Source organism: Bradyrhizobium oropedii, from assembly GCF_020889685.1.
Classification (GTDB): Bacteria; Pseudomonadota; Alphaproteobacteria; order Rhizobiales; family Xanthobacteraceae; genus Bradyrhizobium; species Bradyrhizobium oropedii.
Window position 1 is genome coordinate 1 of the sequence record NZ_JACMYO010000145.1, and the last position, 21,942, is coordinate 21,942.

Here is a 21,942-nt window from a genome sequence, read left to right on the forward strand (position 1 = left end):
CGGCGAGGCCGCGGCGCATCGCGCGCGCGCGTCGACGCGCGAGACCAGCGAGGACGTCGCCAAGCGCGATAGCTCCGGCCTCGGTGAGGCTCCGCAGGCCAATTACGGCACCTCGGCCACCATCCCGACCCTCGATCCGGAACTGGCGCGGCAGCTCGGCCTGCCGACCGCGGAAGATGACGACGAGGCGCTCGCCCGCCCGCCGCGCAGCAAGATGGAGGCGCTCGGCGTCAAGGCCACCGCCGATGCGCTGGAGAATCTGATCCGCGACGGCCGCCCGGAATTCCGCAGGGATGACGGCTCGATGCGGGTGTGGACCCCGCACCGGCCGCCGCGCCCGGAGAAATCCGAAGGCGGCGTCCGCTTCGAGCTCAAATCCTCCTACGAGCCGAGAGGCGACCAGCCGACCGCGATCGCCGAGCTGGTCGAGGGTATCCAGCGAAATGACCGCACCCAGGTGCTACTCGGCGTCACCGGCTCGGGCAAGACCTACACCATGGCGCAGGTGATCGAGGCGACGCAGCGCCCGGCGCTGATCCTGGCGCCGAACAAGACGCTGGCGGCCCAGCTCTATGGCGAGTTCAAGAGCTTCTTCCCCGACAACGCGGTCGAGTATTTCGTCTCGTATTACGACTACTACCAGCCCGAGGCCTATGTGCCGCGGACCGACACCTATATCGAGAAGGATTCCTCGATCAACGAGCAGATCGACCGCATGCGCCACTCGGCGACGCGCGCGCTGCTCGAGCGCGACGACGTCATCATCGTGGCTTCCGTGTCCTGCATCTACGGTATCGGCTCGGTCGAGACCTATACCGCGATGACCTTCGCGCTGAGGAAGGGCGAGCGCATCGACCAGCGGCAATTGATCGCCGACCTGGTCGCGCTGCAATACAAGCGCACCCAGGCCGAGTTCACCCGCGGCACCTTCCGCGTCCGCGGCGACGTCATCGACATCTTCCCGGCGCACTATGAGGACCGTGCCTGGCGCGTGAACCTGTTCGGCGACACCATCGAGACCATCGAGGAGTTCGATCCGCTCACCGGCCACAAGCAGGACGAGCTCGAATTCATCAAGATGTACGCCAATTCGCACTATGTGACGCCGCGCCCGACCCTGGTGCAGGCGATCAAGTCGATCAAATCCGAATTGAAGATGCGGCTCGACCAGCTCAACGACCAGGGCCGCCTGCTGGAAGCGCAGCGGCTGGAGCAGCGCACCACCTTCGATCTCGAGATGATGGAAGCGACCGGCAGCTGCGCCGGCATCGAGAACTATTCGCGCTACCTCACCGGCCGCCGCCCCGGCGAGCCGCCGCCGACGCTGTTCGAATATGTGCCGGACAACGCGCTGGTGTTCGCCGACGAAAGCCACGTTACCGTGCCGCAGATCGGCGGCATGTTCCGCGGCGACTTCCGCCGCAAGGCGACGCTTGCCGAATACGGCTTCCGCCTGCCCTCCTGCATGGACAACCGTCCGCTCCGCTTCGAGGAGTGGGACATGATGCGGCCGCAGACGGTCGCGGTCTCGGCGACGCCGAGCGGCTGGGAGATCAACGAGACCGGTGGCGTGTTCGTCGAGCAGGTGATCCGTCCGACCGGGCTGATTGATCCGCCCGTGCATATTCGCCCTGCCCGCACCCAGGTCGACGACCTCGTCGGCGAGGTGCGCGCCACGGCGGCGGCCGGCTATCGCTCGCTGATCACCGTGCTGACCAAGCGCATGGCGGAGGACCTCACCGAATATCTGCATGAGCAGGGCATCCGCGTCCGCTACATGCACAGCGATATCGACACGATCGAGCGCATCGAGATCATCCGCGATCTCCGCCTCGGCGCGTTCGACGCGCTGGTCGGCATCAATTTGCTGCGTGAGGGCCTCGACATTCCCGAATGCGCGCTGGTCGCGATCCTCGACGCCGACAAGGAAGGTTTTCTGCGCAGCGAGACCTCGCTGATCCAGACCATCGGCCGCGCGGCGCGCAATGTCGACGGCAAGGTGATCCTCTATGCCGACCAGATGACCGGCTCGATGGAGCGCGCCATCGCCGAGACCAACCGCCGCCGCGAGAAACAGGTCGAGTACAATACTGAACATGGCATCACGCCGGAGAGCGTGAAGAAGTCGATCGGCGACATCCTCAACTCCGTCTACGAGCGCGACCACGTGCTGGTCGAGATTGGCGACGGCGGCATGGCCGACGACGTGATCTCGATCGGGCACAATTTCGAGGCCGTGCTCAGCGACCTCGAAACACGGATGCGCGAGGCCGCAGCCGACCTGAACTTCGAGGAAGCCGCACGGCTGCGCGACGAGGTCAAGCGGTTGCGCGCCACCGAAATGGCCGTGGTCGACGACCCCACCGCCAAGCAGCGCAACGTGCAGAAGCAGGCCGGCGCCTATGCCGGGACCCGGAAATACGGCGATGCCGCCAACCTGCCGGTCGCCGCGCTGAAGAACAAGACCGCGCAGACCTCGCTCAAGGCGAGCCGCGGCGGCAAGTCCGGCTCACGGGTGCACAAGCCCGATCTCGACGAGATGCACGGCCCGGAATCGCTGCCCTTCCGCCCGGACGGCGCGCTGCCGGCAAAACCGTTCGGCACGACGAGCCGCATCATCCAGCCGACCGACTCAAGACAGTCGGGGCCGGAGTTCGGGCCCTCGCCGCGGAGCAGCGGTGGCGCGCCGGGGAAGCGGGGTGGGTGGAAGAAAAGGTAACCCATGACGCGTGCCGAGCCTTGCTCGCTGTTCCGCAAGCGTCTCTGGCGGATTCTGGCGTACTCGAAAAATGCCCCTCGAACTGAGGCAACGACCAACTTAGCAGGATCGCGTAGCACGATGCGAGGTCACAACTCTATTCTGACAACCGCACATCTCAGTTCATCGCCGTTGTTCAGATTGTGGCGAGGAGAATCGAGACCCGAGTATGTTCCAATGACGCAGCCATCCATCACCCTGAGCTTAAATTCAGTTCCTCTTTCGGAGAGCGTCGTAAGAATTGTATAGAGGCTGTTGCTAAACGGTTTTGGTTCGCCGGCCACCACGAGAAAACCTTCGTCGTCAACCGTTCCCGACAGGCTTCCCCACCCTGGGCATATTGTGAACTGATCAAACTCTACGTCGGACATCCGCAGATAAATTTCGTCTTCTATTGTCGGAAGGCTGGGGAAAAGATGATGGAGCTCCCGGGATTTGCCAATTTCGTCGTCGTAGCCGATAGGAATTATGGCGACCTTTTTGGTCTCAATGGCCGATAAGACGCCTTCTAGGTCGAGGCTACCTTCGCTTGTCGTAACAATGAAAATCGGTCGAACATCATCAATTATTTCGCTCAAATTCTCGACTGCTGTCTCACGTTCGTGATCACTCAACGGGAGCTTCAAGATGAGATCCATTTGCTGCAACGACCAGCGATCAACTACCTGCTTTGGGGCAGCGAGTTTATTTCCTGTGCGATTAGCAGCTTCGACCGCATATTCGACTAGGCCGCCAGAGCCATTCCAGCATCGTGAAGTAGAAAACTGGCGCCGAGAACGAATCCCTCTAGGGGATTTAGTGAAAAACTAGGGCCACACAATTCCGATGCAACATCCCAAAGCGAGTCAGCATGCGTCAAATCGTGTACTGTGAGGTGCGGTAGTACGGCATGAATCTCGCCGACCAAGACACCCGCCCTCTCGCGAAGTTGACGATAGGCTTCCGCCAGCGCCTCCCTGTCGCGCTTGTCGGGATCATCGGCCCGCTCGGCGAAAGCGCTGCGCCAAAGCGTCGAACGATCGTATGGCCTAACTTTCAAGAGCCCCTCCCCAATCCAACGGTCGCTGTTATCACCAATTAGAAATGGACGGAACTACCAGACGCAACTTCTCAACGAAAGTACTAATACGGGGCAACCTTCAAGGAGGTCATCCTTCTCGACCGGACCTTGGCCTCCAGACCAAATTCGACGAGGTCGTTAGCAGCTCGGCTTTCGTTTTACCAAGCTCTGAGACGATTCCTGGATCGCTCAGCCCACGCTCACCGCCGCGACCGCCAGCAACGACATCATGATCATCGTGGTCATGAGCTGCAGCGAGACGTTTGGCTGGCTCCGCCATTGCGCGATCTTCTCAGAGAACGAGAGACTCGCATCGAAGAACATCGGCGCTTGGATGTGCACGAAGCGCTTCGGGAATTTTGCCGCAAGCAGCGGCGTGATCGCGGCGTAGACCAGCGACGCGAACACGACGAAGATCGCGGCGCCATAGCGGTCGCCGACGATTTCCGGGGTGCCGACCATCTTCAGCAGCAGCACGGTGGCGGCGAAGGTCGGCAGGCCCTGCAGGATGGCGGTCAGCGCAAAGCCCTCGAGCCGGTTCCGCGCAGGCGATTTCGGTGCAGCGATGGCGTTCATGGCGGCGTTTCCTTGTCAGGCAATCGGGTGATCCGATGCCGCCACGTTAGATGCGTGCGCTCGCCTGTGGCGTGATGCAGGTCACGCCGGCCGCCGGACAGCTCATTCCGATTTTCAGAATTAAACTTGACACCCGACCCAACTCAGATGTTCAATGCCGCCGTCTCACCCGACACGAGGGGCGGGTCGCGATCGTCACGAACGCGGTGTGGGATGCGGTGGACGCGGAATGCGCAGTCGACGAATGCGCGTGAAGCGGACGGCGAAGTCGTGTGGTCCTGACGCCCTAGTGGTAGGTGTCTTTTCACAAAACGCCAACGCGTCTTGTGAAGGCGGTGACAACAAAGCCCAGTCTCGCCGGGGAGAGCACGAAGTAAGCCGTAGCCCATCGCGCAGGGAAGGCCGGGATGTTTCCGGTTACACCTGTGGTCCTACCCCCGAGCTTTCTACCCATTGCTCGGGGCCCATGGGTGCGATCGGCACCCGGTCTTCCCTGCGCCCTCTGCAAGCTGAGGGCGAAACGAAGAGCAAAGCTCGGACAATCATGTCGCGAGAATGCGGACGTATGTCCCCATTGCCGTATGACACTTGAATCACAGGAGACCCGTCATCCCCGCGCAAAGGCTTCGCCTTTGTCGCTGGAGGTACGAGCCTTGCGGCGCAATTGCGCCGCTGGGCGAGCCTCGAAGGACGCACGGCCGAGTTGCTGCATCCGGGCCGTCGACCCTTCGAGACGCCGCTACGCGGCTCCTCAGGGTGACGGGTCTGACGCTCTCGCCAAGACGACGGAGGAATATGCCGCGCGTTTTCGCGCCCTACCCCGACCGCTTGTTGCTGGTGTTCTGGGTCAGGTTGCCGTGCGCGGCCTGCTCGCGGATGTTGTGCTTCTCGTCGTCGCGATGGCCTTTTGTCGTATCGAGGGGAACGACGGGGGCGCTGCCGGGACCCTTGTGGCTTTGGTTATCGTCGGGAACGGGCTGGACGTTCTTGTTCAGTGGCTTCGTCATCATCGTCTCCGTTACGCAAGGAGACAACGCCGCCCGTGCGGGCGGCGTTCCGGAGCGGGGGTTCACAAACCGATCGTGCCTTACAGCTTCTCCTGCTGCGACGGCTGCGCCTGTTGCTGCTGGCGCTGGCGTTCCTGCTCCTTGGCGTGATGGCGGCCGTAGAGGCATCCCGCGGCGGCGCCGAGCATGCCGTGATGGCCGGCATAATGACCGGCGACGCCGCCGACGACGGCACCCTTGATGCAGCCCTTGGCGTCGGCGGGCGAGGCGGCGGCAAACGCTCCGATGGCAATGACGGAAACGAGAAGAATTGATTTCATGATACTGCTCCAATGGAATTCCGGGACATCAACGGCCGACCTACCCCGCCGGTTCCCGCTAGCCGCGCCGCAGAAACCCGCTGCGCACAGGTCACGATCATGCTCCAAATGCCGCCGCATTGCAGGCAGCCTTTTGAAGATCATGCGGACAACACATATTGCCTTCCTCGCGCCGGCGATCTGCGCGGCGGTCTTCTCCATCTCGAGCCCGGCCCGCGCCGATGATAGCGACCGCGTGCTGCTCGCAACCTTCTGCGCCGCCGGCAATATCAAGGGATCGGCCTGCACGCGGGCGAGATCCTATCCGGATGGCGGAGGCCGTGTGTGCGACGTCAAGCTGACCAAGGAGCGCTACGCCGGACGCTTCCTTGCCGCCGGCAGTGCGTTGCTCGTCGTCAACTACGAAAGCGAGTGCGAGCCGCACGCGACCGATTTCGGCGGCGTCGCCCTGTTCGAGCAGAACGGCAAGGCCTCGCGCTTCATCCGCTTCCTGCCCGGCGCGCAGGGCCACGACTGCATCGTTGTCCCGAAGGACGAACAGCAGGATGTGCTGGTCTGCACGGTCGGCCACATGGGCCAGGGCATCCTCGAAAGCGCTGTGGCGCGGATGGAGTTTTCCAGGGAGTCCGGCAAGCGGATCGAGATCGCACCGGATTTCCTGCTCAGGGCCGAGGATGCGGTCAGCGCCTATGGCTCCAACGTCGTGATGTGCAACGAGGGGCCGAAAAATTTCGGTCTCTCCAATCTCGCCGCAGGCCCACGCCGCAACACGGTCGCGGTCGATGTCGACTACGCCGACGACGAGACCATCCGCACCGCCTGCGGCGAAGGCTTTCCGAAGCCGCAGGAGCTGTACCACGACCTGCTGCCCGGCGAGGCCTTCGTGCCGCCGGCCAATGAGAAAAAGAAGCGGTTCACGATCGACCTCGTGACCGGCAAGGCAGCGCCGTCGGATTAGAGGCCCAAGGCTTCAGCCGTGCGGGCGCGGCATGACGTGCGGGCCGCACCGCAATGGCCCCAGCGGCGCTGCGCCGACCGGCACACCATGTGCATTTTGTGCCACAATGCACGTGCTAGTTGCCGAACCTAATCCGGTTTCGCACGTCAAACATGTGTTTGATGGCGGAACGCTCCGGTTCAGAATGTGGAACCAGGGCGGGTCGGAATGAACCGGCGGAGTCGATCATGGGCGAGGATTTGAACCGGCAGCGCGTCCTGAACTTCCTCGACGTCTATTATGCCGGCGGCATCGAGGGCGCGCTCGATCGTTGCAGCGACGACGTCGCGTTTCTCGCCAATGCCCCGATCGACATTCTTCCGCATATGGGCCAGCACCGCGGCAAGGCCGCGCTGCGCCAGATGTGGACCACGATCCACGAGCGCTATTCCGACATGCGCTACGAGGCCCCGACCGTGGTGGCCGAAGGCGACAAGGTCGCAGCCCAGCTGCGCGTGTTCTTCCGCAAGCGCAACAACCGGCGCATGGTGCAGTTCGACGTCGCTGTGTTCTACACCCTGCGCGACGGCAAGATCATCGAAATCCGCGAGATCATCGACACGTTCGACCTCGTCCAGCAGGTGCTGGAGCGCGACGTCGCGGCGGCGCTGACCGGACAACACGCGGAATAGCCCTGAAGCCGGGGCAACGCATCCCGGCCACCCTGCAAATTAGCAACGCCGGCGTTGAACCTCGCAGGCCCGGCGCTGACCTATCACTGGGCTTGTTGCGGTCGGGGCTGAAATCATCATGAAAGTCGCATTGCTCGCTGTGCTTGGCCTTGCACTGGGCGCCCTTGGCGGCGCCGCGCTCGGCATCGGAGCCGGGCTCACCTGGATCGGATTGGCCAGAACCTCAGGTCTCGACAGCGGAACGCTGGTGTTCTTCACCTTCATGCCGCTCGGCGCCGCGATCGGCGGCATCGGCGGCGCGCTGCTGTTCGCGGTGGTGGCGATCCGCGACGCCGAGATCGTGATCGAGCGGCTACCGGTTCGACAGCGCGACCGCTGAATTGCGGTAATAACCGGGCAGCGGTCACATTCCGGTAAAAGCCCCTGCAATTGTGCATTGCAAAAAAGTCATTTGCGTTTTGGCCATCCCGCACTATTTGAGGCCGTAATAGTGACGTGCAGCAACCTGGCACGGCGTCGACGCTGACCGCCTGCCATTCGTTTGCTTTGACAATCCAGTTTCAGGACGAGACCAAAATGACAGAGCATAGCCTCTGGCGTTTTTCGCGCGCATTGCATCGCGCGATCAACGAACGCCAGCTTGCAGATATCGAGCTCATGCTCGACGACGAGGTCGAATGGGCCATCTATGGGCCGATCGACCTGTTTTCCTTCTTCGGCTCGCGCCGCGGCAAGGCCGCTGTGCTCGAGGTGATCAAGCAGATCGGTGAGAACCTCCGGGTTCATCGCTTCGACCGCGAATCCATCATGCTGGGCACGGATTCCGCCGCCTCGATGCTGCGCTATTCGCTGACGGCGCTGGACGCCAACAAGCCGATCTCGCTCCGAATCGCGCATTTCGCACAGTTCAAGGCCGGCAAGCTGACAAGCTTCCGCATGCTGGTCGACAGTTTCGACCTGGTCGAGCAGACCGTCGGTTATCCGATCCATCTGCCGCGCATCGCGGTCTGACGGCTTCCTGATTTCACGCCTTCGTCATGTCCGGAGCACCCTGCCCCGGACAATGACGATCGCACCCGCAAATCACGCGTTGATCACTTGCTTTCGCAGCGCCGTTGCCACAATTTTGCGCCACGGCAAATCTACGCTGCGGCTCTGGAATTTGCGGGCTGGGAATGACTTCCACATTGCGATTTGGCTGGGCGAGGCTGCCGGTGCTGGCGGCCGGCTTCAGCGTGGCGATGGCGTTTTCGGCCGGCGCCCAGACCTCACCGTGGCAGATCGCTCCTGCCGCCCAGGACACGGCGAAAGACCTCGCGAAAGACACCCCTGCGCCCGACGCTGAGGCTGCGGCCGAAGCGGCGCCGGCGGCGGTCGATGCCAACGACGCCGACATCCTGAAGGACATCGACGAGAGCAAGCTCGACTGGAGCCAGCTCGATACCGATTCCACCAGCTTGCCCACGCTGGCGCCGAAGAGCGCCGCCAAGCGAAGCAGCATCGCCGGCAACGACCCGGCCTGGACCACCAACGGCAACGCCAACGGCTCGTCGGCGGTGTCGGTCAAACAGTCGGTCTCGCCATTCCTCGACACCCGCATCGGCGCCGACATGACGGTCGCCAGGCAGGGCACCATGACGACGTCGGAGCAATTGTCGGAGCGGCTCGCCAATGGCGGCAGCCTGCCGCAGTCCGGCGGCTCGGCCTGGGCGGCGATCTCGACGGGTGGCGTGGCGTCGATCTGGGACAAGACCTCGGTCGAGGCGCGGGTCGATCCCGGTGCCGACCAGAGCAAGGTCGGCACCTCGCTGAGCAAGTCGGTGCCGCTGTCGGAGCAGTATTCGCTCACGCTGCAGAACGGCTATAATTTAATCCAGCAGGGCGTGGTCCCGGTGCCCGGCATCATCGGCCGTCCATCGAGCAGCTACAATACCGATCAGTCAGCACGCCTGTCCGTCACCGACACTGGCACCAGCATCACGGCCGGCCAGACGCTGTCGACCTCCGACGACAAATGGCTGCGCCGGGTCGGCGCCGAGCAGAAGCTGTTCGACGGTGTCACCGTCTCCGGCTCGGTCGGCGAGACCCCCCAGGGCACGATCAACAAGAGCATCGGCGCCGGCTACAAGCATTCATGGTGAACGGTCTGTTAGGCCTGTCGCGCTAATGATCAGGCATTGCCCCAACTTGGCCCAGATGCGGTCAAATTCGGCGGCACTGATAGGTCTGTAACTTCATCAATTCGTCGTGCGGGGGACAAGCGCCGCGCTTCGCTATTGCGATCCAGGGGAAAGCCGATGAACGCCACCAACCGTACCGAGGAAGCCGAAGCCGAAACCACGTCCGAGGTCGACACCAACCTTGCTGCGGTCTCGGAAGTCGAAGCCGGCATCCGCGACTTCGTGCGCAACGACATCGCCTATCTGCGCCGCCCGGTGGCGAGCCCGGAGACCGCGCCGACCGATGCCAACACCGACGCCACCGTCAGCAACGTCAACTCGCTGATCCAGCGCGTCGCCGGCACCTCGCTCGCCGAGATCGAGAAGCTGATCGGCGAGCTCGAGAGCCTGCGCGACTTGCTGCATGCCGAGGGCCAGCGCGTCCAGCGCGAGATCTCCGGCTATGCCCAGCTCAGCCAGGCCGCGATGAAGTCGACCCGGATGATCGCCGACAACGTCTCGCAGTGGAAGCGCGCCGCCGACGGCCTGCGCAACAGCTGATCGCGCTCAATTCCGCAAACTGACAAGCCGCCGCCTCTCGACCAGGAGGCGGCGGCTTCGTTTTTGCATGCCGATTCAACGCAGAACGATTCGTTATTCAGCGCGGTGTACACTCCGCGGCGTCAATTCTTGCAGAGGCCAATTTGAACTTTAGATGCCGGGCCCGCGTCCAATCCGGAACTCGCGTCTGGACCGCGCCTAGCGGGGCATCCATTTGGAGAGAATTCATGCAGAGCGTCCGGCCGGATAACGCCGATCCGATACCGCTGCGCCAGCCGCAGCAGGGCATCGGCACGATCATGATCCGGTTCGTCGGCATATTGGCCGCAGCAACCATCGTGATGGTGCTGATCTGGAATCGCTAAGGCATGATCCGGAAAAGTGTGAAGCGGTTTTCCGACAAGATCATGCCTAAAACAAGAAGCTTGGTCGGGAGAAGTGTGACGCCACCTGCCGTCGGGTCACATTGGAAAACGCGAATGCGCGGCGCCTGGCGCCCCTCGGCGCCGGCGGTTACAGGCGTTAATCAGCGATCGATGCTCGCGGTGGTCTCGAAGGAATAATTGCCGTCGGCAAAGCCCTTCACGACCATTCCGGTGGCCAGCATCACGACAACCGTTACCGTCGCGAAGATAATGCCGACGAGCTTCAGCGCGCTGCGATCTGCCATGGTCATCCCCAGTAGTTCGGCCCCTGAAACCATAGGCAGGGACAAAGGTTCAAAATGCGTTAGCAAAAAATGAGTTCCACGCAACGCACAACTACGTCGGCAGCAGAAGTAGCTGCCGACCATGGCGTCCGTGCAACATCAGAGGCGGGCGGGCAACATCAGGAACCGGGATTCCGGCGCGGCACGAAGGCGGTCGCGAGGAACGAGAACACCACCTCATTGCGCTGATTGACCCCGGTGTTGCGGGCCTGAAGGATGCCCCATTCCGGCCGCTTTTCGGACGTGCGCTTGGTCTCGACCTGGTTGGTGAAGCTGATGGTGTCGCCTGCGAGCACCGGGCGGATCCAGCGCAGTTCGCGGAAGCCCGGCGAGGGTCCCCAGATTGCGACCGGCTCTCCGCGTGCGGCGGCTTCGGCGGCGAGCTTTTTGCCGTCGGCGACGAGCAGCTTCATGCAGACGCTGGCGACATGCCAGCCCGATGCGGCAAGCCCTCCGAACAGCGAGTTGCGCCCGGCCTCCTCGTCGAGATGGAACGGCTGCGGATCGAACTGCGCGGCAAACCGCTTGATGTCCTCAGGCGTGAAGGTGAATGAGCCGAACGCGCGCTGGGCGCCGATCTCGATATCTTCAAAAAAGCGCATGACGTCTCCTATGCGCTCGCGCCGTCGCGGCGGCTGATGATAATCGGCGACTCCATCTCGCACAGCATCTCGCCGCGCGCGTTGCGGATCGTGCCCTTGAAGGTGACGATGCCGGTGTCGGGCCGGCTCTTCGAGACGCGCGCCTCGACGACATCGACGTCCAGCGTCAAATCGTCGCCCGGACGCAGCGGCGCCACCCAGCGCATCTCGTTGACGCCGGGCGAGCCCAGCGAGGCGGTGCGGCTGATGAAGCCGTCGAACAGCATCCGCATCAACAGCGAGCCGAGATGCCAGCCCGAGCCCGACAGGCCGCGGAGCATGGATTTCTTCGCAGCCTCCTCGTCGACATGCATCGGCTGCGGGTCGAATTCGGCGGCAAAGGCGAGGATTTCCTCGCGCGAAACATGGCGCGGGCCGAACGTGCCGAAGCGGCCGGGCTTGAAGTCTTCGAAGGTCAGCGTGGTCATTGGGTGAGGATATGCTGGAGGGAAGCCCGATTGTGGCCGTTATTTGCAGCAATCACAACCGGCCCACTCGCATAGCTCGCCCCTGGACTGCCGGCGCCCGGTCCGGGGCTCGGCTTTGGCGGGACCGATTGGGCTCCTGCGGAATCGATCCCGGTGGTGCGGAGGCGCTTCGGCGCCGCTCCGAACCATTGGCCCGGCGAAAACGCCTCGTCCCGACGGACGCCTGCCGCGCAGGCTCCCGGGACGAAGTGATCGCGCCGGGGGTGACGCAGTAGGATGCACGAGACGCGAATCATATTTCGGCTGGCCGGGAGAACCATGATGTTCGATTTCCAGGATCTGTTTCAGTGGGACCGCTTCATCACGCCCACGATCATCAAGACGTTCTACTGGCTGGTGATCGCGGTCATCGTGCTGTTCGGGATCTCCGGCATCCTGTGGGGCCTCACGGCGATGGCGATCAGCCCGTTCGTCGGATTCATCCAGCTGCTCGCGTCGATCGCCAGCATGTTCGTCGGCATCGTGTTCTCGCGCATCGCCGCCGAATTCATCCTGATCGTGTTCCGGATCAACGAGCATCTCGGCGCGATCCGCGATCGCGACGGTGGCATGCACTGAGGCGGCCGGATGCGGCCATGCCGTGGTTAATCCGAAGTAGTCCCCGCGCGCAAATGCCAGCGAAATTCCGACCGGGATCTTAAAACAGCTCGCGTATCAGCCTTACGCATTGCGCTTAAGACCAACGCGGGGGCGTCGTGAATTCCAGGAATGGCTTTATTGCCGTGAGGCCGGCTGCCGAGCCGAGCTTCACGACCGAGGATATTTTGTGGGCTGTCGGCATCTGGTCGGTGATCCTGACCCTGGCGCCGGTGATCGCGTTCTATTTGCTGATGGTGGCGTAGCGATCCGGTTCCGTCATTGCGAGGAGCAAAGCGACGAAGCAATCCATTGCTCCGCACGCGCGGGAAAATGGATTGCTTCGCTGCGCTCGCAATGACGCTCACGCAAAAAACGCGCGAGTGCCGCGCGTTCTTTCCAGTTCGAACCGAAGCGGCGTTGTTACGCCGCCTGCTTGTGCATCGCGCCGGAAGCCGACGCCGTGCCGCGGATCGCCTTGATCGAGCGTTCGATCGCGGCCCACAGCCGATTGATCTCGGCGGCAGCGCGGCCTTCCGCATAATATTCGCGAGCGCCTTCACCCTGACCGAGCGCCATCAGAAGATCGGCGCGGTTGGTGATCTGGCCGCTCCACACCGGTGCGCGGAATTTCGCCAGCGCCTCGCGCGCGATCGCGACGATGCGGCTTTCGGCGCCGTCCCGCTGCGCGGGCGCACCGTTGATCACGACGGCGTAAGGCTTGCGCATCGAGCGGCAGGTCTGGATCGTTTCCTGCACCGCGTTGACGTCGAACACGCCGGGCCGCGCCGGAATGATCACCATCGTGGCGTTCTTGATGGAGTCGTCGACCACAGCCGACAGGTTCGGCGGCGTGTCGATGAACACCCACTCGATGCCGTCGCGCTTGGCTTGCGCAATGATTCCGGCAACCGAGTTCACCGCGGTCCTGATCGCCGGCTCGTTGGTGCCGCGCAGTTTATGCCAGAGCGTCAGCGAGCCCTGCGGATCGGCATCGATCAGCAGACAGGGCTTCGTTGCCTTGTGCACTTGCGCGGCAAGGTGAGCAGCCAGGGTACTTTTTCCCGAGCCCCCTTTACGCGAAGCGAAAACAATCACGTTCATACGTTGGCCTCCAGATTGACCCCAGGAGGCGAAAATGAATCACAGCACTGATTCGCGAAAGAAGAAACTTCTTGCAATCCGCAAAGTGGCCAAGATTACCGGTGCAGTCTGCTTTTTGAGTCACACTCGACTTATGACACAACCGAAAATGGAAGCGCTAAGCGTTTGATTTGACTCACGCCTAACGCTTTTCGGCAGTTTTGGCGCGCTCGCGCGCGATCCACTTGCGTTCGATCCAGCCGAGCAATTGTGCTGTCGGCTTCTGCAGAAACGGAACGTCCTGCGCGAACAAAAGGAGTCCGAGCGGCAGCATCCAGAGTCCGAGCACCGGCAGGAAGCTGAAGATGCCGCCGATGATCAGGAGGATTGCGAGCGGAATCCGCACATAGCGCGACGACGGCCTGCGCAGCCACGCGACGAAGCGCGCCGGCTTTTCCGGAAGCTTGGCTTCGAACCAGGCGAAGTGCCGATCGATCTCTTGCTGGTAGGTTTCGCTCACGCGCCTCACTCCATCCGTTCCATCGCGAAACGGATTTGGCAAACAACACAAGCTCCAGAGATGATGCTGCGTGACAGCGTCACAAGGCGTCAGTCTGTCGCGCATGACGGTCTTGAAATCGCCGCTGAGTAATCCCGCGCGAAGCCACGTCGGTTCGCGTCAAGAGAACGCGCCGGGCTCGCGCCTCTCGCGTGCGCGCGATGGGAACCAGATCAATGGGCGGATGTCAGTGAACCGGCTTCTTCGCCTTGTGCGGCCTGTAGACCTTCCGCTTGGCCGGCCGCCGCTCGCTGGCCTCGCGCGGCTCGGGATCTGCGCGGAAGAACACGCGGCAGGCCGGCGACAGTTGCGCCTTGTTCCTGATCATGCAGGCCGTGACGCGATCGACGTCGGGAATCTCGGGACCACAGAGCCGGAACGCATCCGGCGTACAGGCCTGTTGCTGGTCCGGCGTGTAGGCCTCGCTTCGGCCAGGCAACAGCAGCGCTGCGACGGCGACTGCAAGCATCAACGCAAACGAAAAACTCCCTGAACTGGCGGTCCCCATGCGTCCCCCCAAGGTGTCACCAGGCGTCGTTTCGCGGATTGTGGGTGATGCGACGAAGAAGTGCAAGCCGACGCGATGACACGCTGGCGGCGATCAATCCTGCGATGTCGCGGTGGGTGTATCCGCCCAAGGTAAGAGCGAGTCGCAATAGTTCAGCAAAAAGGGCCGTCCGCATTCGTGCGTGAGTCGGATTCTGGAATAACAGCGAGTCGAAATCGCGGATTTTCAGGATAACGGCGAGTCGATGTAGTTCGATCCATGTCTAAGTCATTCTACTATCTATGTTAATTGGTGCGACTTACATTGGCTCTTCGTGGGCCGTCGCGACGGTACCGGCGGCTGAGACCAGCATATTTCTTTGCCGCGGCCCGACCTATTCGGCTTCAGCATCTGCGGAGCCATCGCCAGTGACGACCGGACCTGCCGCGCGCGGGCTCGCGCTCATAATCGTGCCGCACGATATCGGGCTCCACCTTCTGGTCTCTCGGTCGAATTCTACGAACTGCCCACCGTGCACGGAGAGTATCCGAAATTGCGGAAAGCAGGCGAAGCCGTCATCGCCGAGGCTTCGTTCATGTCCATGCGGGTCACTCCTCCGAAGATATGGGCCCGGCTCCAACCGCCTCCAGGACATCCCGGTTCCCGCGAAAGAGGCAGCAGGCGGCTGAGCTTGCGGCCGGAAGGTTAGTCCAGCGCCAGTCGCGTCTTGAGGCGCGGCGTCATCCAATTCAGGAATGCTCGTAGCTTCATCGGTACGGGCTTTCGCGGAGAATAGACGATATGGACCGGAAGCGGCTCAGGTTCGAAGTCGTCGAGCACGATGGCAAGCGTTCCAGCCTGCTTTGCCGCGTCCATCTTGTACGACATCACCCGTGTCAATCCGGCGCCAGCGATCGCGGCCAGCACGGCTGCTTCCGAGGTGTTGACGCACAGCCGCGACTTGATCGGGGCTGTCTTGGCCCGACTGCCTCGCTCGAAGCGCCAGACAGACGGCGCAACGCGATCGTCGATGGTGACGCAATCGTGGTCGGCCAGGTCGGCGAGCTGCCGCGGGGGCCCCGAGCCTCGAGGTATGAAGGGCTTCCGCAAACGACGATGCGGATCGAACCGATCCGGGTCGCGATCATGCCGCTGTCGGGCAGCGCCCCGACCCGTATCGCGATATCGATATCCTCCTCGGTCGTATTCACTATGCGATCGGTCAACATCAGCCGCAGCGAGATCTCCGGGTAGGCCTGGAGGAACTCGATGGCCAACGGCACCAGATGCATATGGCCGAGACCCCATGGCGCCGTCACGGCCAAGCCCCCCTTAGGAATTCGGTACTCGCCCGATACCTCCCGCTCGGCGTCGTCGACCTGCTCGATTATACGCTTGCAGGCATCGATATAAGACCGTCCGGCATCGGTCAGCGTCATCCGACGGGAGGTCCGCTGAAACAACTGGGCCTTCAGCCTGGATTCCAGCTCGGCGACTTTGCGGCTGACGGTGGCGACCGGAGATTTTAGGCGACGCGAAGCGGCCGAGATGCTGCCCGTCTCGGTCACAGCGATGATCACCGACATCGCTTCAAGGCGGTCCACGGAAGGCTCACCTTTCCGAACTTTGAGAAGTTCCTTCTCGATCTTAGGGGCTGCGCGACCGCGCTGCAACGCGGTACCCGTGAGGAAGTCCGGTCCGATCGGCCGCAGAAAACGGGAGTTCAACGATGAGCACCGTCACGACCAAAGATGGCGTCGAGATCTTCTACAAGGATTGGGGCAAGGGACAGCCGATCGTCTTCAGTCACGGCTGGCCGCTATCGGCCGACGACTGGGACGCGCAACTGCTCTTCTTCCTCGGTAAGGGCTATCGCGTCATCGCTCACGACAGGCGCGGCCATGGTCGCTCCTCCCAGGTCGGCGACGGTCACGACATGGACCACTACGCGGACGACCTCGCCGCTGTGACGGGTCATCTCGAACTGCAGAACGCGATCCATGTCGGTCATTCGACGGGCGGCGGCGAAGTGGTGCGCTACCTCGCGCGTCACGGCGAGAACCGCGTCGCCAAGGCAGCCATCATCAGCGCAGTGCCGCCGCTGATGGTGAGGACCGAAGCCAATCCGGGCGGCCTTCCCAAGGAAGTGTTCGACGACTTCCAGGCGCAGCTCGCCACGAACCGATCTGAGTTCTATCGCGCCGTGGCGGCGGGACCTTTCTACAACTACAACCGACCGGGCGCGAAGCCCTCGGAGGCGATCATCCAGAACTGGTGGCGGCAGGGCATGATGGGCGGCGCCAAGGCCCACTACGACGGCATCGTTGCATTCTCGCAGACCGATTTCACCGCCGACCTGGGGAAGATCACCATCCCGGTACTGGTGATGCACAGCGAGGACGATCAGATCGTTCCTTACGCCGATGCCGGACCGCTGTCCGCCAAGCTTCTGAAGAACGGCACGCTCAAGACGTACAAGGGCTTTCCTCACGGCATGCCGACCACGCAGGCCGAGACCATCAACGCCGATCTTCTCGCGTTCATCGAGAGCTGAGGCCGTCATGATCTCGAGACAACATTCCATATCGCGGCGGGGCTTCTGTCTGTGCTGCATCGGAGGCGCGGCCTCCGCAGCCGCGGGAGCCTGGCTGACGCCGCGCCAGGCCTTCGCTGAGGCGCGCGGCATCGTCAGCCTGATCAAGGACAGCGCCGCCTCGGCGCCGATCGTCACGCACAAGCTGCGCGGCAACATCTGTGCGCTCGAAGGCTCCGGCGGGACCGTAGCCGTGCTGACGGGTCCCGATGGCAAGGTGCTGATCGACGCCGGCATCGCCGTCTCCCGCCCGCAAATGACGAAGGCCCTTGCCGAACTCGGCGCCGAGCCGATCACGCACCTGATCAACACCCATTGGCATTTCGACCATACCGACGGCAACGCCTGGCTCAACGCGGCCGGCGCGAAGATCATCGCGCAGGACAACACGCGCAAATACCTGTCCCAGGTGCAGCGCGTGGAGGAATGGGACTACAATTTCCTCGCGCTGCCGCCGGCTGGACTTCCGACCGAAACGTTCGCCGACGAGCGCAGCCTCAAGCTCAATGGCTCGACGATCGCCCTCAAATACTACGGTCCGGCGCATACCGACAGCGACATCTCCGTGACGTTTCCCGAAGCGAATGTCGCGCATCTAGCCGATACGTTCTGGAACGGCATCTATCCATTCATCGACTACTCCACCGGCGGCAGCATCGACGGGATGATCGCAGCCTCCGATGCCAATCTCGCGACGACGAACGACGAGACCATCATCATCGCCGGCCATGGCAAGGCCGTCGGCACCAGGGCCGAGCTCCGCGAATTCCGCGACATGCTGGCGGGCATCCGCGACAACGTCGCCGCGCTCAAGAAACAGGGGCGCTCGCGCGACGAGACGGTCGCGGCCAAACCGACCGCCGCGTTCGACGCCAAGTTCGGCAACTTCGTCATCGACCCCGCCTTCTTCACCCGACTGGTCTACGAAGGCGTGTGACCGCAAGCGACATCGGATTCGCCAGTCACTCTGAGGCTGGACAGCGGGAAGTCGACTGCTTTGAGGAAAACACATGGATCGATTGTCAGGGAAGATCGCACTGATAACCGGAGGCAGCAGCGGCATCGGGTTAGAAACTGCCAAGCTGTTCGCGAAGGAAGGTGCGTTTGTCTTCATTACAGGAAGACGACAGGCGGAACTCGAGAAAGCTGTCGCAGGGATCGGATCGAACGCCAAGGGCATTAGGGGCGATATTGCCAATCTCGGCGATCTTGATCGCCTCTTCGAGGAGATCAAGGAGGTCAAGGGACGCTTGGATATTCTCTTCGCAAATGCTGGCCTCGGCGAATTCGCCCCTTTAGGGACGATAACCGAGGCCCACTTCGACAAGACTTTTGGCGTTAACGTGCGTGGAACCCTGTTCACCGTACAGAAGGCCCTGCCCCTCATGGGCGAGGGATCTGCGATCGTGCTGAACGCTTCGATCGCGGCCATAAAGGGAACTCCGGCGTTCAGCGTGTACGCAGCGACCAAGGCCGCGATCAGGTCGTTTGCACGCGGCTGGAGCGTCGATCTGAGAGATAGGAAAATTCGCGTAAACGTCGTGAGCCCAGGTACGGTGCCGACGCCGGCCTACGACGGTTTCGGCATGACCGAAGACCAGATGGCTGGCTTCTTGAAAGGTCACAGCGATGTAGCACCGGTTGGAAGGGTAGGGCTGCCGAGCGAGATCGCCGAGGCAGTTCTATTCCTGGCATCCGACAAGAGCTCCTTCGTGAATGGCGCCGAACTGTTCGTTGACGGTGGCTTCGCGCAGGTCTGACCTCTTCAAGCAGGTTCCAAGCTGTCCGATGCAATAAACGTCGCCGACGACTCCCGGGCGTGCCGCTCGCGATGCTGCAGGACCTCGTCCGCTACTGGCAAGCCGACTACGACTGGCGAAAGATCGAAGGCCGGCTGAATGCCAGGCCGCAATTCAAGACCGAGATCTTCTCGGCGTCGGATGTCGCCGGATAGAGCGCGACCGGACACGTGACGCGCCGGACATCGCCTGAGGCGTCCGGCATCCGCGAACATCGCGAGTGTTGGATTTTTGTAGCGCAGACGCGACGTTGAATCGCTGTTGGACGAGCGCAGAGGCCAAAAATCACCGTGAGATGTTGGATTTCGATTGCACCGGTGTCCGTTCGGGAAGGCCGATGGGCGGGCCGCTCAGCCGCACAGATTTCATGACGTTGCAAAGGGAGCGGCCAAACCGCCGTCTTCCATCCCAATATGATGAAATCGGCTCCAGAGCTGCCAGATTCCGTCTATTCCGTCGCTTTCCAGCGGCACGACTCACCGTTATTGCGGAAGCCGACTCACCGCGGATTCAAAAAGCCCGGTTTTGTTGAGTTGAGGCGACTCACTCTTAGCTGGGGCGGATAGGGTGATCTTGTGGATGGTACAGTTGGGTGGGCTCGAACCACCGACCTCCTGTTCCACAGACAGGCGCTCTAACCAACTGAGCTACAACTGCATCCTGACGCACTGCCCCACATGAAGGGGGGCGGCGATTTCGGGCGGAAACTAGGTGCAACGCCCGCCTTTGGCAAGGCCGTAACGCGCCGATTTCCGCTCTTATCTCGGGCCGTTCGATGGCCCCGTCCAGCAAAAAGGCCCGGACCAGCAAGGCCCGGGCCTTTCGCTAGCTCGTGCAGACCGCGATCAGGCGGCCGGCTGCTGGTAGAACTTCGAGGCGCTGGCCTTGATCGGCTCGGCGGTCTCGCTGGCGACCTTCTGGCCGAGCTCGGCCAGTTCCTTGACCTGCGCGGTGTAGGTCTCGAACTGCTTGCGGGCGTGCGAGGTCCACAGCTCGACCGCTTCGGTCGGCGACTTCACGCTGAACAGCTCCTGGGCGAAGTCGAGCGAGGAGGTGGTGTTGGCCTTGAAGAACTCGATCAGCTTAGCCGAATACGCGGTGGCGCCCTTGTTCACCGAGGTGAACACGGCCTCGACCGTCGAGTTGTGAGTCTCGGCGGCGTCCTTGAACTTGGCGTAGCTGTCGCGGGCCTGCAGCACGCCCTTTTCAGCGAACGCGCGCATCTGCTCGGGAACCTCGAACGGGATGATCGAGGCGGAAAACGGATCGGACGGGTTGGTCATACGTGTAATCCTTCGCAACGGGTGAGTAGATGTGACCATTGCGGACGTCCCGGAGCCCATCAGGCCGGGAGCGCTGAAATGGATCACGCTGCCTTGATTCACGGGAGTGCCCTTCGTCGGGCTCGCCTAATAAACACCCATATCATGTCAATTTTGTGCAACGCAACGTATGATCGCGTGCAACGCCACATTTTTTATGTGGCGGAATATGGGGTTACCACGCCCGACGAAGGCTGAGCCTGCCACAGTCGGCCCGGCTCAGCTCGCTCTCATCAGCTCTCCGTCAGCTCTTCGGCTTGACCGCATCCATCGCAGCACGGCTGACGGCCTGGCCCATTTCGCTGGCCTGCTCGGCGAGCGAGCGCATCTGGCCCTGCACATATTCGCTGTGCAGCCGCATCACCTCGGTGAGATCCTTGGCCTTGAGCAGCGACTGGGCATAGTCCAGCGACGACTGCACGTTCTTTTCGGCGTAGGACAGCGCCTTGGTGGACAGGTCCTTGGCGCCGGCGCGCATCGTTGCGTTGCGCTCTTCGATCTTGCCGGCGGTGTCCCGCGCGTTGGTCACGAATTGCTCGAAAGCCTTGCGCGCCTGGTCGAAGCTTGCCTCCGCCATCGACCGCATGTCCTTGGGGATTTCGAACTTGGGGATCTCGAAATGGTCACGCCCGTTGTCGCTCATGGTCGCTCTCCCTCGCTTGGTGATCGGCCCGCCGGTTGGCCCTGCGGGCCCAGGGTAGAATAGAGGCAGAATAGAGGTGGACTAGACGGCACGATATATCGTGGCACTGCCATCGCAGGTGTGACGCGGTGCCGTCTGGTTCCGCATCATGCTGTCGCAGCCGCCTTTGCCCGACAACGCCAAACGGCTGTGGATCGTTCAGCCAAGTTAACGTTATCCCGGCTTTGGCGGGGGCATCCTGCCTGCGGACATGGACCTGCCGCCCCCCAGTTGCGATACTAACCTTCTGTTAAGGCTGTCGTCCCGCGGCTGCCGGCCTTCGGCAAAGCTAAGGAAGAAGCCAAACCTATGCGGTCAAATCTTGCGTGATGAGTGACGCGGAATTCCAGATCCAGGCGCTCGGCGATGTCAGGCTGGCGGACCATGCGACGGGCACCCTGCCGGCATGGCTGTGGTCGGCTGACGGCGCACGGATTCTCTGGGCCAATCCGGTCGGCGCGCAGGTATTTGGTGCCGCTAACGGCGCTGAATTGGCCAAGCGCGCCTTCGGTCCGGCCGATCCGCATCGCCGCCAGGTTGCCCGGCTCGGCCCTGGCCTCGGCGCCAACGGCGCCGTGCGGCTGGAGCGGCTGCGCGGCTTCGGCGCGGCACCCGGAATGCTCGCGACCTGCGGCTGCATCCGTATCGACCTGCCGGACGGCAGCCACGGAATCCTGATTTCAGCGCTCAATGCCAGCGGCCGCAGCATGCCGCTCGCCGAGCGATTGCAGCGGCTGGTGCAGGGACTGGACCGTCCCGCCGCCGCCTTCAACGACGATGGACTGTTGATCGCAACCAACGAAGGCGCGCGTTCGCTGCCCGGCCTGCACGATCTCACCGAAGCCGGCCTCGATGCCGCGCGCGACGAGGCGCTGGCGCAGGGCCGCGCGGCGGCGAGCGTTGCGATCGGCCGCGTCCTGCTGCAACGGATCG

Annotated in this window: 26 protein-coding genes, 1 tRNA gene and 3 pseudogenes; 15 read left to right on the forward strand and 15 right to left on the reverse strand. The window is 62.6% G+C overall.

Annotated elements, in window-relative coordinates; all coding sequences use genetic code 11:
* A partial coding sequence (uvrB, locus tag H8A95_RS31035) for an excinuclease ABC subunit UvrB (protein ID WP_274617672.1) occupies window positions 1-2,719 on the forward strand: 2,719 nt, incomplete at its 5' end.
* A 128-nt stretch (window positions 2,720-2,847) separates the two neighbouring features.
* Here uvrB and H8A95_RS31040 read toward each other — a convergent pair.
* The 5 genes from H8A95_RS31040 to H8A95_RS31055 form a co-directional block, all read right to left on the reverse strand.
* Complete coding sequence (locus tag H8A95_RS31040; RefSeq protein WP_229186644.1) at window positions 2,848-3,384, reverse strand: hypothetical protein; 537 nt, start codon at window positions 3,382-3,384, stop codon at window positions 2,848-2,850.
* A 98-nt stretch (window positions 3,385-3,482) separates the two neighbouring features.
* Window positions 3,483-3,797 carry an HD domain-containing protein gene (locus tag H8A95_RS44555; protein ID WP_420839477.1) on the reverse strand — a complete coding sequence of 105 codons (315 nt, stop codon included), beginning with the start codon at window positions 3,795-3,797 and terminating at the stop codon, window positions 3,483-3,485.
* Window positions 3,798-4,007: 210 nt separating this feature from the next.
* On the reverse strand, window positions 4,008-4,394 hold the full coding sequence (locus H8A95_RS31045; protein WP_229186646.1) for a hypothetical protein: 387 nt from the start codon (window positions 4,392-4,394) through the stop codon (window positions 4,008-4,010).
* A gap of 815 nt (window positions 4,395-5,209) precedes the next feature.
* On the reverse strand, window positions 5,210-5,401 hold the full coding sequence (locus H8A95_RS31050; RefSeq protein WP_229186647.1) for a hypothetical protein: 192 nt from the start codon (window positions 5,399-5,401) through the stop codon (window positions 5,210-5,212).
* Window positions 5,402-5,481: 80 nt separating this feature from the next.
* Window positions 5,482-5,721, reverse strand: coding sequence for a hypothetical protein (locus H8A95_RS31055; protein ID WP_229186648.1), 240 nt, complete (start codon window positions 5,719-5,721; stop codon window positions 5,482-5,484).
* A 142-nt stretch (window positions 5,722-5,863) separates the two neighbouring features.
* On the opposite strand from H8A95_RS31055, the gene H8A95_RS31060 reads away from it, so the two are divergent.
* The 7 genes from H8A95_RS31060 to H8A95_RS31090 all read left to right on the forward strand — a co-directional run bounded on the left by H8A95_RS31060 (window position 5,864) and on the right by H8A95_RS31090 (window position 10,435).
* Window positions 5,864-6,679 (forward strand): hypothetical protein, encoded by an 816-nt coding sequence (locus H8A95_RS31060; protein WP_229186649.1) that lies wholly within the window; start codon window positions 5,864-5,866, stop codon window positions 6,677-6,679.
* 227 nt (window positions 6,680-6,906) lie between these two features.
* Entirely contained in the window at window positions 6,907-7,350 is a 444-nt protein-coding gene (locus H8A95_RS31065) for a nuclear transport factor 2 family protein (RefSeq protein WP_229186650.1), read from the forward strand.
* 118 nt (window positions 7,351-7,468) lie between these two features.
* Window positions 7,469-7,729: a hypothetical protein gene (locus H8A95_RS31070; protein WP_229186651.1), complete on the forward strand. Its 261-nt coding sequence runs from the start codon at window positions 7,469-7,471 to the stop codon at window positions 7,727-7,729.
* A 197-nt stretch (window positions 7,730-7,926) separates the two neighbouring features.
* Window positions 7,927-8,361 carry a nuclear transport factor 2 family protein gene (locus H8A95_RS31075; RefSeq protein ID WP_229186652.1) on the forward strand — a complete coding sequence of 145 codons (435 nt, stop codon included), beginning with the start codon at window positions 7,927-7,929 and terminating at the stop codon, window positions 8,359-8,361.
* Between the two features lie 164 nt (window positions 8,362-8,525).
* Window positions 8,526-9,491, forward strand: coding sequence for a hypothetical protein (locus H8A95_RS31080; RefSeq protein WP_229186653.1), 966 nt, complete (start codon window positions 8,526-8,528; stop codon window positions 9,489-9,491).
* Window positions 9,492-9,647: 156 nt separating this feature from the next.
* Window positions 9,648-10,070: a hypothetical protein gene (locus H8A95_RS31085; RefSeq protein ID WP_163152754.1), complete on the forward strand. Its 423-nt coding sequence runs from the start codon at window positions 9,648-9,650 to the stop codon at window positions 10,068-10,070.
* 227 nt (window positions 10,071-10,297) lie between these two features.
* Window positions 10,298-10,435, forward strand: a complete 138-nt coding sequence (locus H8A95_RS31090; protein WP_229186655.1) for a hypothetical protein — start codon at window positions 10,298-10,300, stop codon at window positions 10,433-10,435.
* A gap of 161 nt (window positions 10,436-10,596) precedes the next feature.
* Here the strand turns inward: H8A95_RS31090 and H8A95_RS31095 are convergent, their stop codons facing one another.
* The 3 genes from H8A95_RS31095 to H8A95_RS31105 all read right to left on the reverse strand — a co-directional run bounded on the left by H8A95_RS31095 (window position 10,597) and on the right by H8A95_RS31105 (window position 11,848).
* The gene (locus H8A95_RS31095) at window positions 10,597-10,740 is read right to left on the reverse strand and encodes a hypothetical protein (protein WP_016841369.1); all 144 of its coding nucleotides are present in this window, start codon (window positions 10,738-10,740) and stop codon (window positions 10,597-10,599) included.
* 158 nt (window positions 10,741-10,898) lie between these two features.
* Window positions 10,899-11,381: a MaoC family dehydratase gene (locus H8A95_RS31100; protein WP_229186657.1), complete on the reverse strand. Its 483-nt coding sequence runs from the start codon at window positions 11,379-11,381 to the stop codon at window positions 10,899-10,901.
* Window positions 11,382-11,389: 8 nt separating this feature from the next.
* Window positions 11,390-11,848: a MaoC family dehydratase gene (locus tag H8A95_RS31105; RefSeq protein ID WP_229186658.1), complete on the reverse strand. Its 459-nt coding sequence runs from the start codon at window positions 11,846-11,848 to the stop codon at window positions 11,390-11,392.
* Window positions 11,849-12,169: 321 nt separating this feature from the next.
* Here H8A95_RS31105 and H8A95_RS31110 point away from each other — a divergent pair, with 321 nt between their 5' ends.
* Both H8A95_RS31110 and H8A95_RS31115 read left to right on the forward strand, forming a co-directional pair.
* Window positions 12,170-12,466 carry a DUF4282 domain-containing protein gene (locus tag H8A95_RS31110; protein ID WP_229186660.1) on the forward strand — a complete coding sequence of 99 codons (297 nt, stop codon included), beginning with the start codon at window positions 12,170-12,172 and terminating at the stop codon, window positions 12,464-12,466.
* 137 nt (window positions 12,467-12,603) lie between these two features.
* Entirely contained in the window at window positions 12,604-12,750 is a 147-nt protein-coding gene (locus tag H8A95_RS31115) for a hypothetical protein (RefSeq protein ID WP_229186661.1), read from the forward strand.
* Between the two features lie 157 nt (window positions 12,751-12,907).
* Here H8A95_RS31115 and H8A95_RS31120 read toward each other — a convergent pair whose 3' ends face one another.
* From H8A95_RS31120 to H8A95_RS31135, 4 genes and pseudogenes are all read right to left on the reverse strand, one after another.
* Entirely contained in the window at window positions 12,908-13,588 is a 681-nt protein-coding gene (locus H8A95_RS31120; RefSeq protein WP_229186662.1) for a ParA family protein, read from the reverse strand.
* A gap of 181 nt (window positions 13,589-13,769) precedes the next feature.
* Entirely contained in the window at window positions 13,770-14,096 is a 327-nt protein-coding gene (locus tag H8A95_RS31125; RefSeq protein WP_420839478.1) for a hypothetical protein, read from the reverse strand.
* 217 nt (window positions 14,097-14,313) lie between these two features.
* On the reverse strand, window positions 14,314-14,634 hold the full coding sequence (locus H8A95_RS31130; protein ID WP_229186664.1) for a hypothetical protein: 321 nt from the start codon (window positions 14,632-14,634) through the stop codon (window positions 14,314-14,316).
* Window positions 14,635-15,318: 684 nt separating this feature from the next.
* Window positions 15,319-16,217 (reverse strand): annotated as a pseudogene (locus tag H8A95_RS31135) (LysR family transcriptional regulator).
* Window positions 16,218-16,342: 125 nt separating this feature from the next.
* Between H8A95_RS31135 and H8A95_RS31140 the strand changes: the two are divergent.
* The 4 genes and pseudogenes from H8A95_RS31140 to H8A95_RS44560 all read left to right on the forward strand — a co-directional run.
* Window positions 16,343-17,167, forward strand: a complete 825-nt coding sequence (locus H8A95_RS31140) for an alpha/beta fold hydrolase (protein WP_229186665.1) — start codon at window positions 16,343-16,345, stop codon at window positions 17,165-17,167.
* A gap of 7 nt (window positions 17,168-17,174) precedes the next feature.
* The gene (locus H8A95_RS31145; RefSeq protein ID WP_233287282.1) at window positions 17,175-18,143 is read left to right on the forward strand and encodes an MBL fold metallo-hydrolase; all 969 of its coding nucleotides are present in this window, start codon (window positions 17,175-17,177) and stop codon (window positions 18,141-18,143) included.
* A 73-nt stretch (window positions 18,144-18,216) separates the two neighbouring features.
* The gene (locus tag H8A95_RS31150) at window positions 18,217-18,966 is read left to right on the forward strand and encodes an SDR family oxidoreductase (RefSeq protein WP_229186666.1); all 750 of its coding nucleotides are present in this window, start codon (window positions 18,217-18,219) and stop codon (window positions 18,964-18,966) included.
* A gap of 56 nt (window positions 18,967-19,022) precedes the next feature.
* Window positions 19,023-19,133, forward strand: a pseudogene (locus H8A95_RS44560) (epoxide hydrolase N-terminal domain-containing protein); the annotation flags it as partial.
* A 452-nt stretch (window positions 19,134-19,585) separates the two neighbouring features.
* On the opposite strand, the gene H8A95_RS31160 reads toward H8A95_RS44560, so the two are convergent.
* The 3 genes from H8A95_RS31160 to H8A95_RS31170 all read right to left on the reverse strand — a co-directional run bounded on the left by H8A95_RS31160 (window position 19,586) and on the right by H8A95_RS31170 (window position 20,970).
* A tRNA-His gene (locus tag H8A95_RS31160) sits at window positions 19,586-19,662 on the reverse strand.
* 188 nt (window positions 19,663-19,850) lie between these two features.
* The gene (locus H8A95_RS31165; protein WP_176533651.1) at window positions 19,851-20,288 is read right to left on the reverse strand and encodes a phasin; all 438 of its coding nucleotides are present in this window, start codon (window positions 20,286-20,288) and stop codon (window positions 19,851-19,853) included.
* A 283-nt stretch (window positions 20,289-20,571) separates the two neighbouring features.
* On the reverse strand, window positions 20,572-20,970 hold the full coding sequence (locus H8A95_RS31170) for a phasin family protein (protein ID WP_163151782.1): 399 nt from the start codon (window positions 20,968-20,970) through the stop codon (window positions 20,572-20,574).
* Window positions 20,971-21,338: 368 nt separating this feature from the next.
* Here H8A95_RS31170 and H8A95_RS31175 point away from each other — a divergent pair.
* Window positions 21,339-21,942 (forward strand): annotated as a pseudogene (locus H8A95_RS31175) (PAS domain-containing sensor histidine kinase); the annotation flags it as partial.

Coding starts and splice junctions, on each gene's coding strand:
- H8A95_RS31070 (WP_229186651.1), top strand. CDS start 7,469: ATGAAAGTCGCATTGCTCGCTGTGCTTGGCCTTGCACTGGGCGCCCTT.
- H8A95_RS31045 (WP_229186646.1), bottom strand. CDS start 4,394: ATGAACGCCATCGCTGCACCGAAATCGCCTGCGCGGAACCGGCTCGAG.
- H8A95_RS31075 (WP_229186652.1), top strand. CDS start 7,927: ATGACAGAGCATAGCCTCTGGCGTTTTTCGCGCGCATTGCATCGCGCG.
- H8A95_RS31150 (WP_229186666.1), top strand. CDS start 18,217: ATGGATCGATTGTCAGGGAAGATCGCACTGATAACCGGAGGCAGCAGC.
- H8A95_RS31060 (WP_229186649.1), top strand. CDS start 5,864: ATGCGGACAACACATATTGCCTTCCTCGCGCCGGCGATCTGCGCGGCG.
- H8A95_RS31165 (WP_176533651.1), bottom strand. CDS start 20,288: ATGACCAACCCGTCCGATCCGTTTTCCGCCTCGATCATCCCGTTCGAG.
- H8A95_RS31095 (WP_016841369.1), bottom strand. CDS start 10,740: ATGGCAGATCGCAGCGCGCTGAAGCTCGTCGGCATTATCTTCGCGACG.
- H8A95_RS31085 (WP_163152754.1), top strand. CDS start 9,648: ATGAACGCCACCAACCGTACCGAGGAAGCCGAAGCCGAAACCACGTCC.
- H8A95_RS31055 (WP_229186648.1), bottom strand. CDS start 5,721: ATGAAATCAATTCTTCTCGTTTCCGTCATTGCCATCGGAGCGTTTGCC.
- H8A95_RS31065 (WP_229186650.1), top strand. CDS start 6,907: ATGGGCGAGGATTTGAACCGGCAGCGCGTCCTGAACTTCCTCGACGTC.
- H8A95_RS31105 (WP_229186658.1), bottom strand. CDS start 11,848: ATGACCACGCTGACCTTCGAAGACTTCAAGCCCGGCCGCTTCGGCACG.
- H8A95_RS31100 (WP_229186657.1), bottom strand. CDS start 11,381: ATGCGCTTTTTTGAAGATATCGAGATCGGCGCCCAGCGCGCGTTCGGC.
- H8A95_RS31170 (WP_163151782.1), bottom strand. CDS start 20,970: ATGAGCGACAACGGGCGTGACCATTTCGAGATCCCCAAGTTCGAAATC.
- H8A95_RS31090 (WP_229186655.1), top strand. CDS start 10,298: ATGCAGAGCGTCCGGCCGGATAACGCCGATCCGATACCGCTGCGCCAG.
- H8A95_RS31110 (WP_229186660.1), top strand. CDS start 12,170: ATGTTCGATTTCCAGGATCTGTTTCAGTGGGACCGCTTCATCACGCCC.
- H8A95_RS31130 (WP_229186664.1), bottom strand. CDS start 14,634: ATGGGGACCGCCAGTTCAGGGAGTTTTTCGTTTGCGTTGATGCTTGCA.
- H8A95_RS31050 (WP_229186647.1), bottom strand. CDS start 5,401: ATGACGAAGCCACTGAACAAGAACGTCCAGCCCGTTCCCGACGATAAC.
- H8A95_RS31140 (WP_229186665.1), top strand. CDS start 16,343: ATGAGCACCGTCACGACCAAAGATGGCGTCGAGATCTTCTACAAGGAT.
- H8A95_RS31080 (WP_229186653.1), top strand. CDS start 8,526: ATGACTTCCACATTGCGATTTGGCTGGGCGAGGCTGCCGGTGCTGGCG.
- H8A95_RS31120 (WP_229186662.1), bottom strand. CDS start 13,588: ATGAACGTGATTGTTTTCGCTTCGCGTAAAGGGGGCTCGGGAAAAAGT.
- H8A95_RS31145 (WP_233287282.1), top strand. CDS start 17,175: ATGATCTCGAGACAACATTCCATATCGCGGCGGGGCTTCTGTCTGTGC.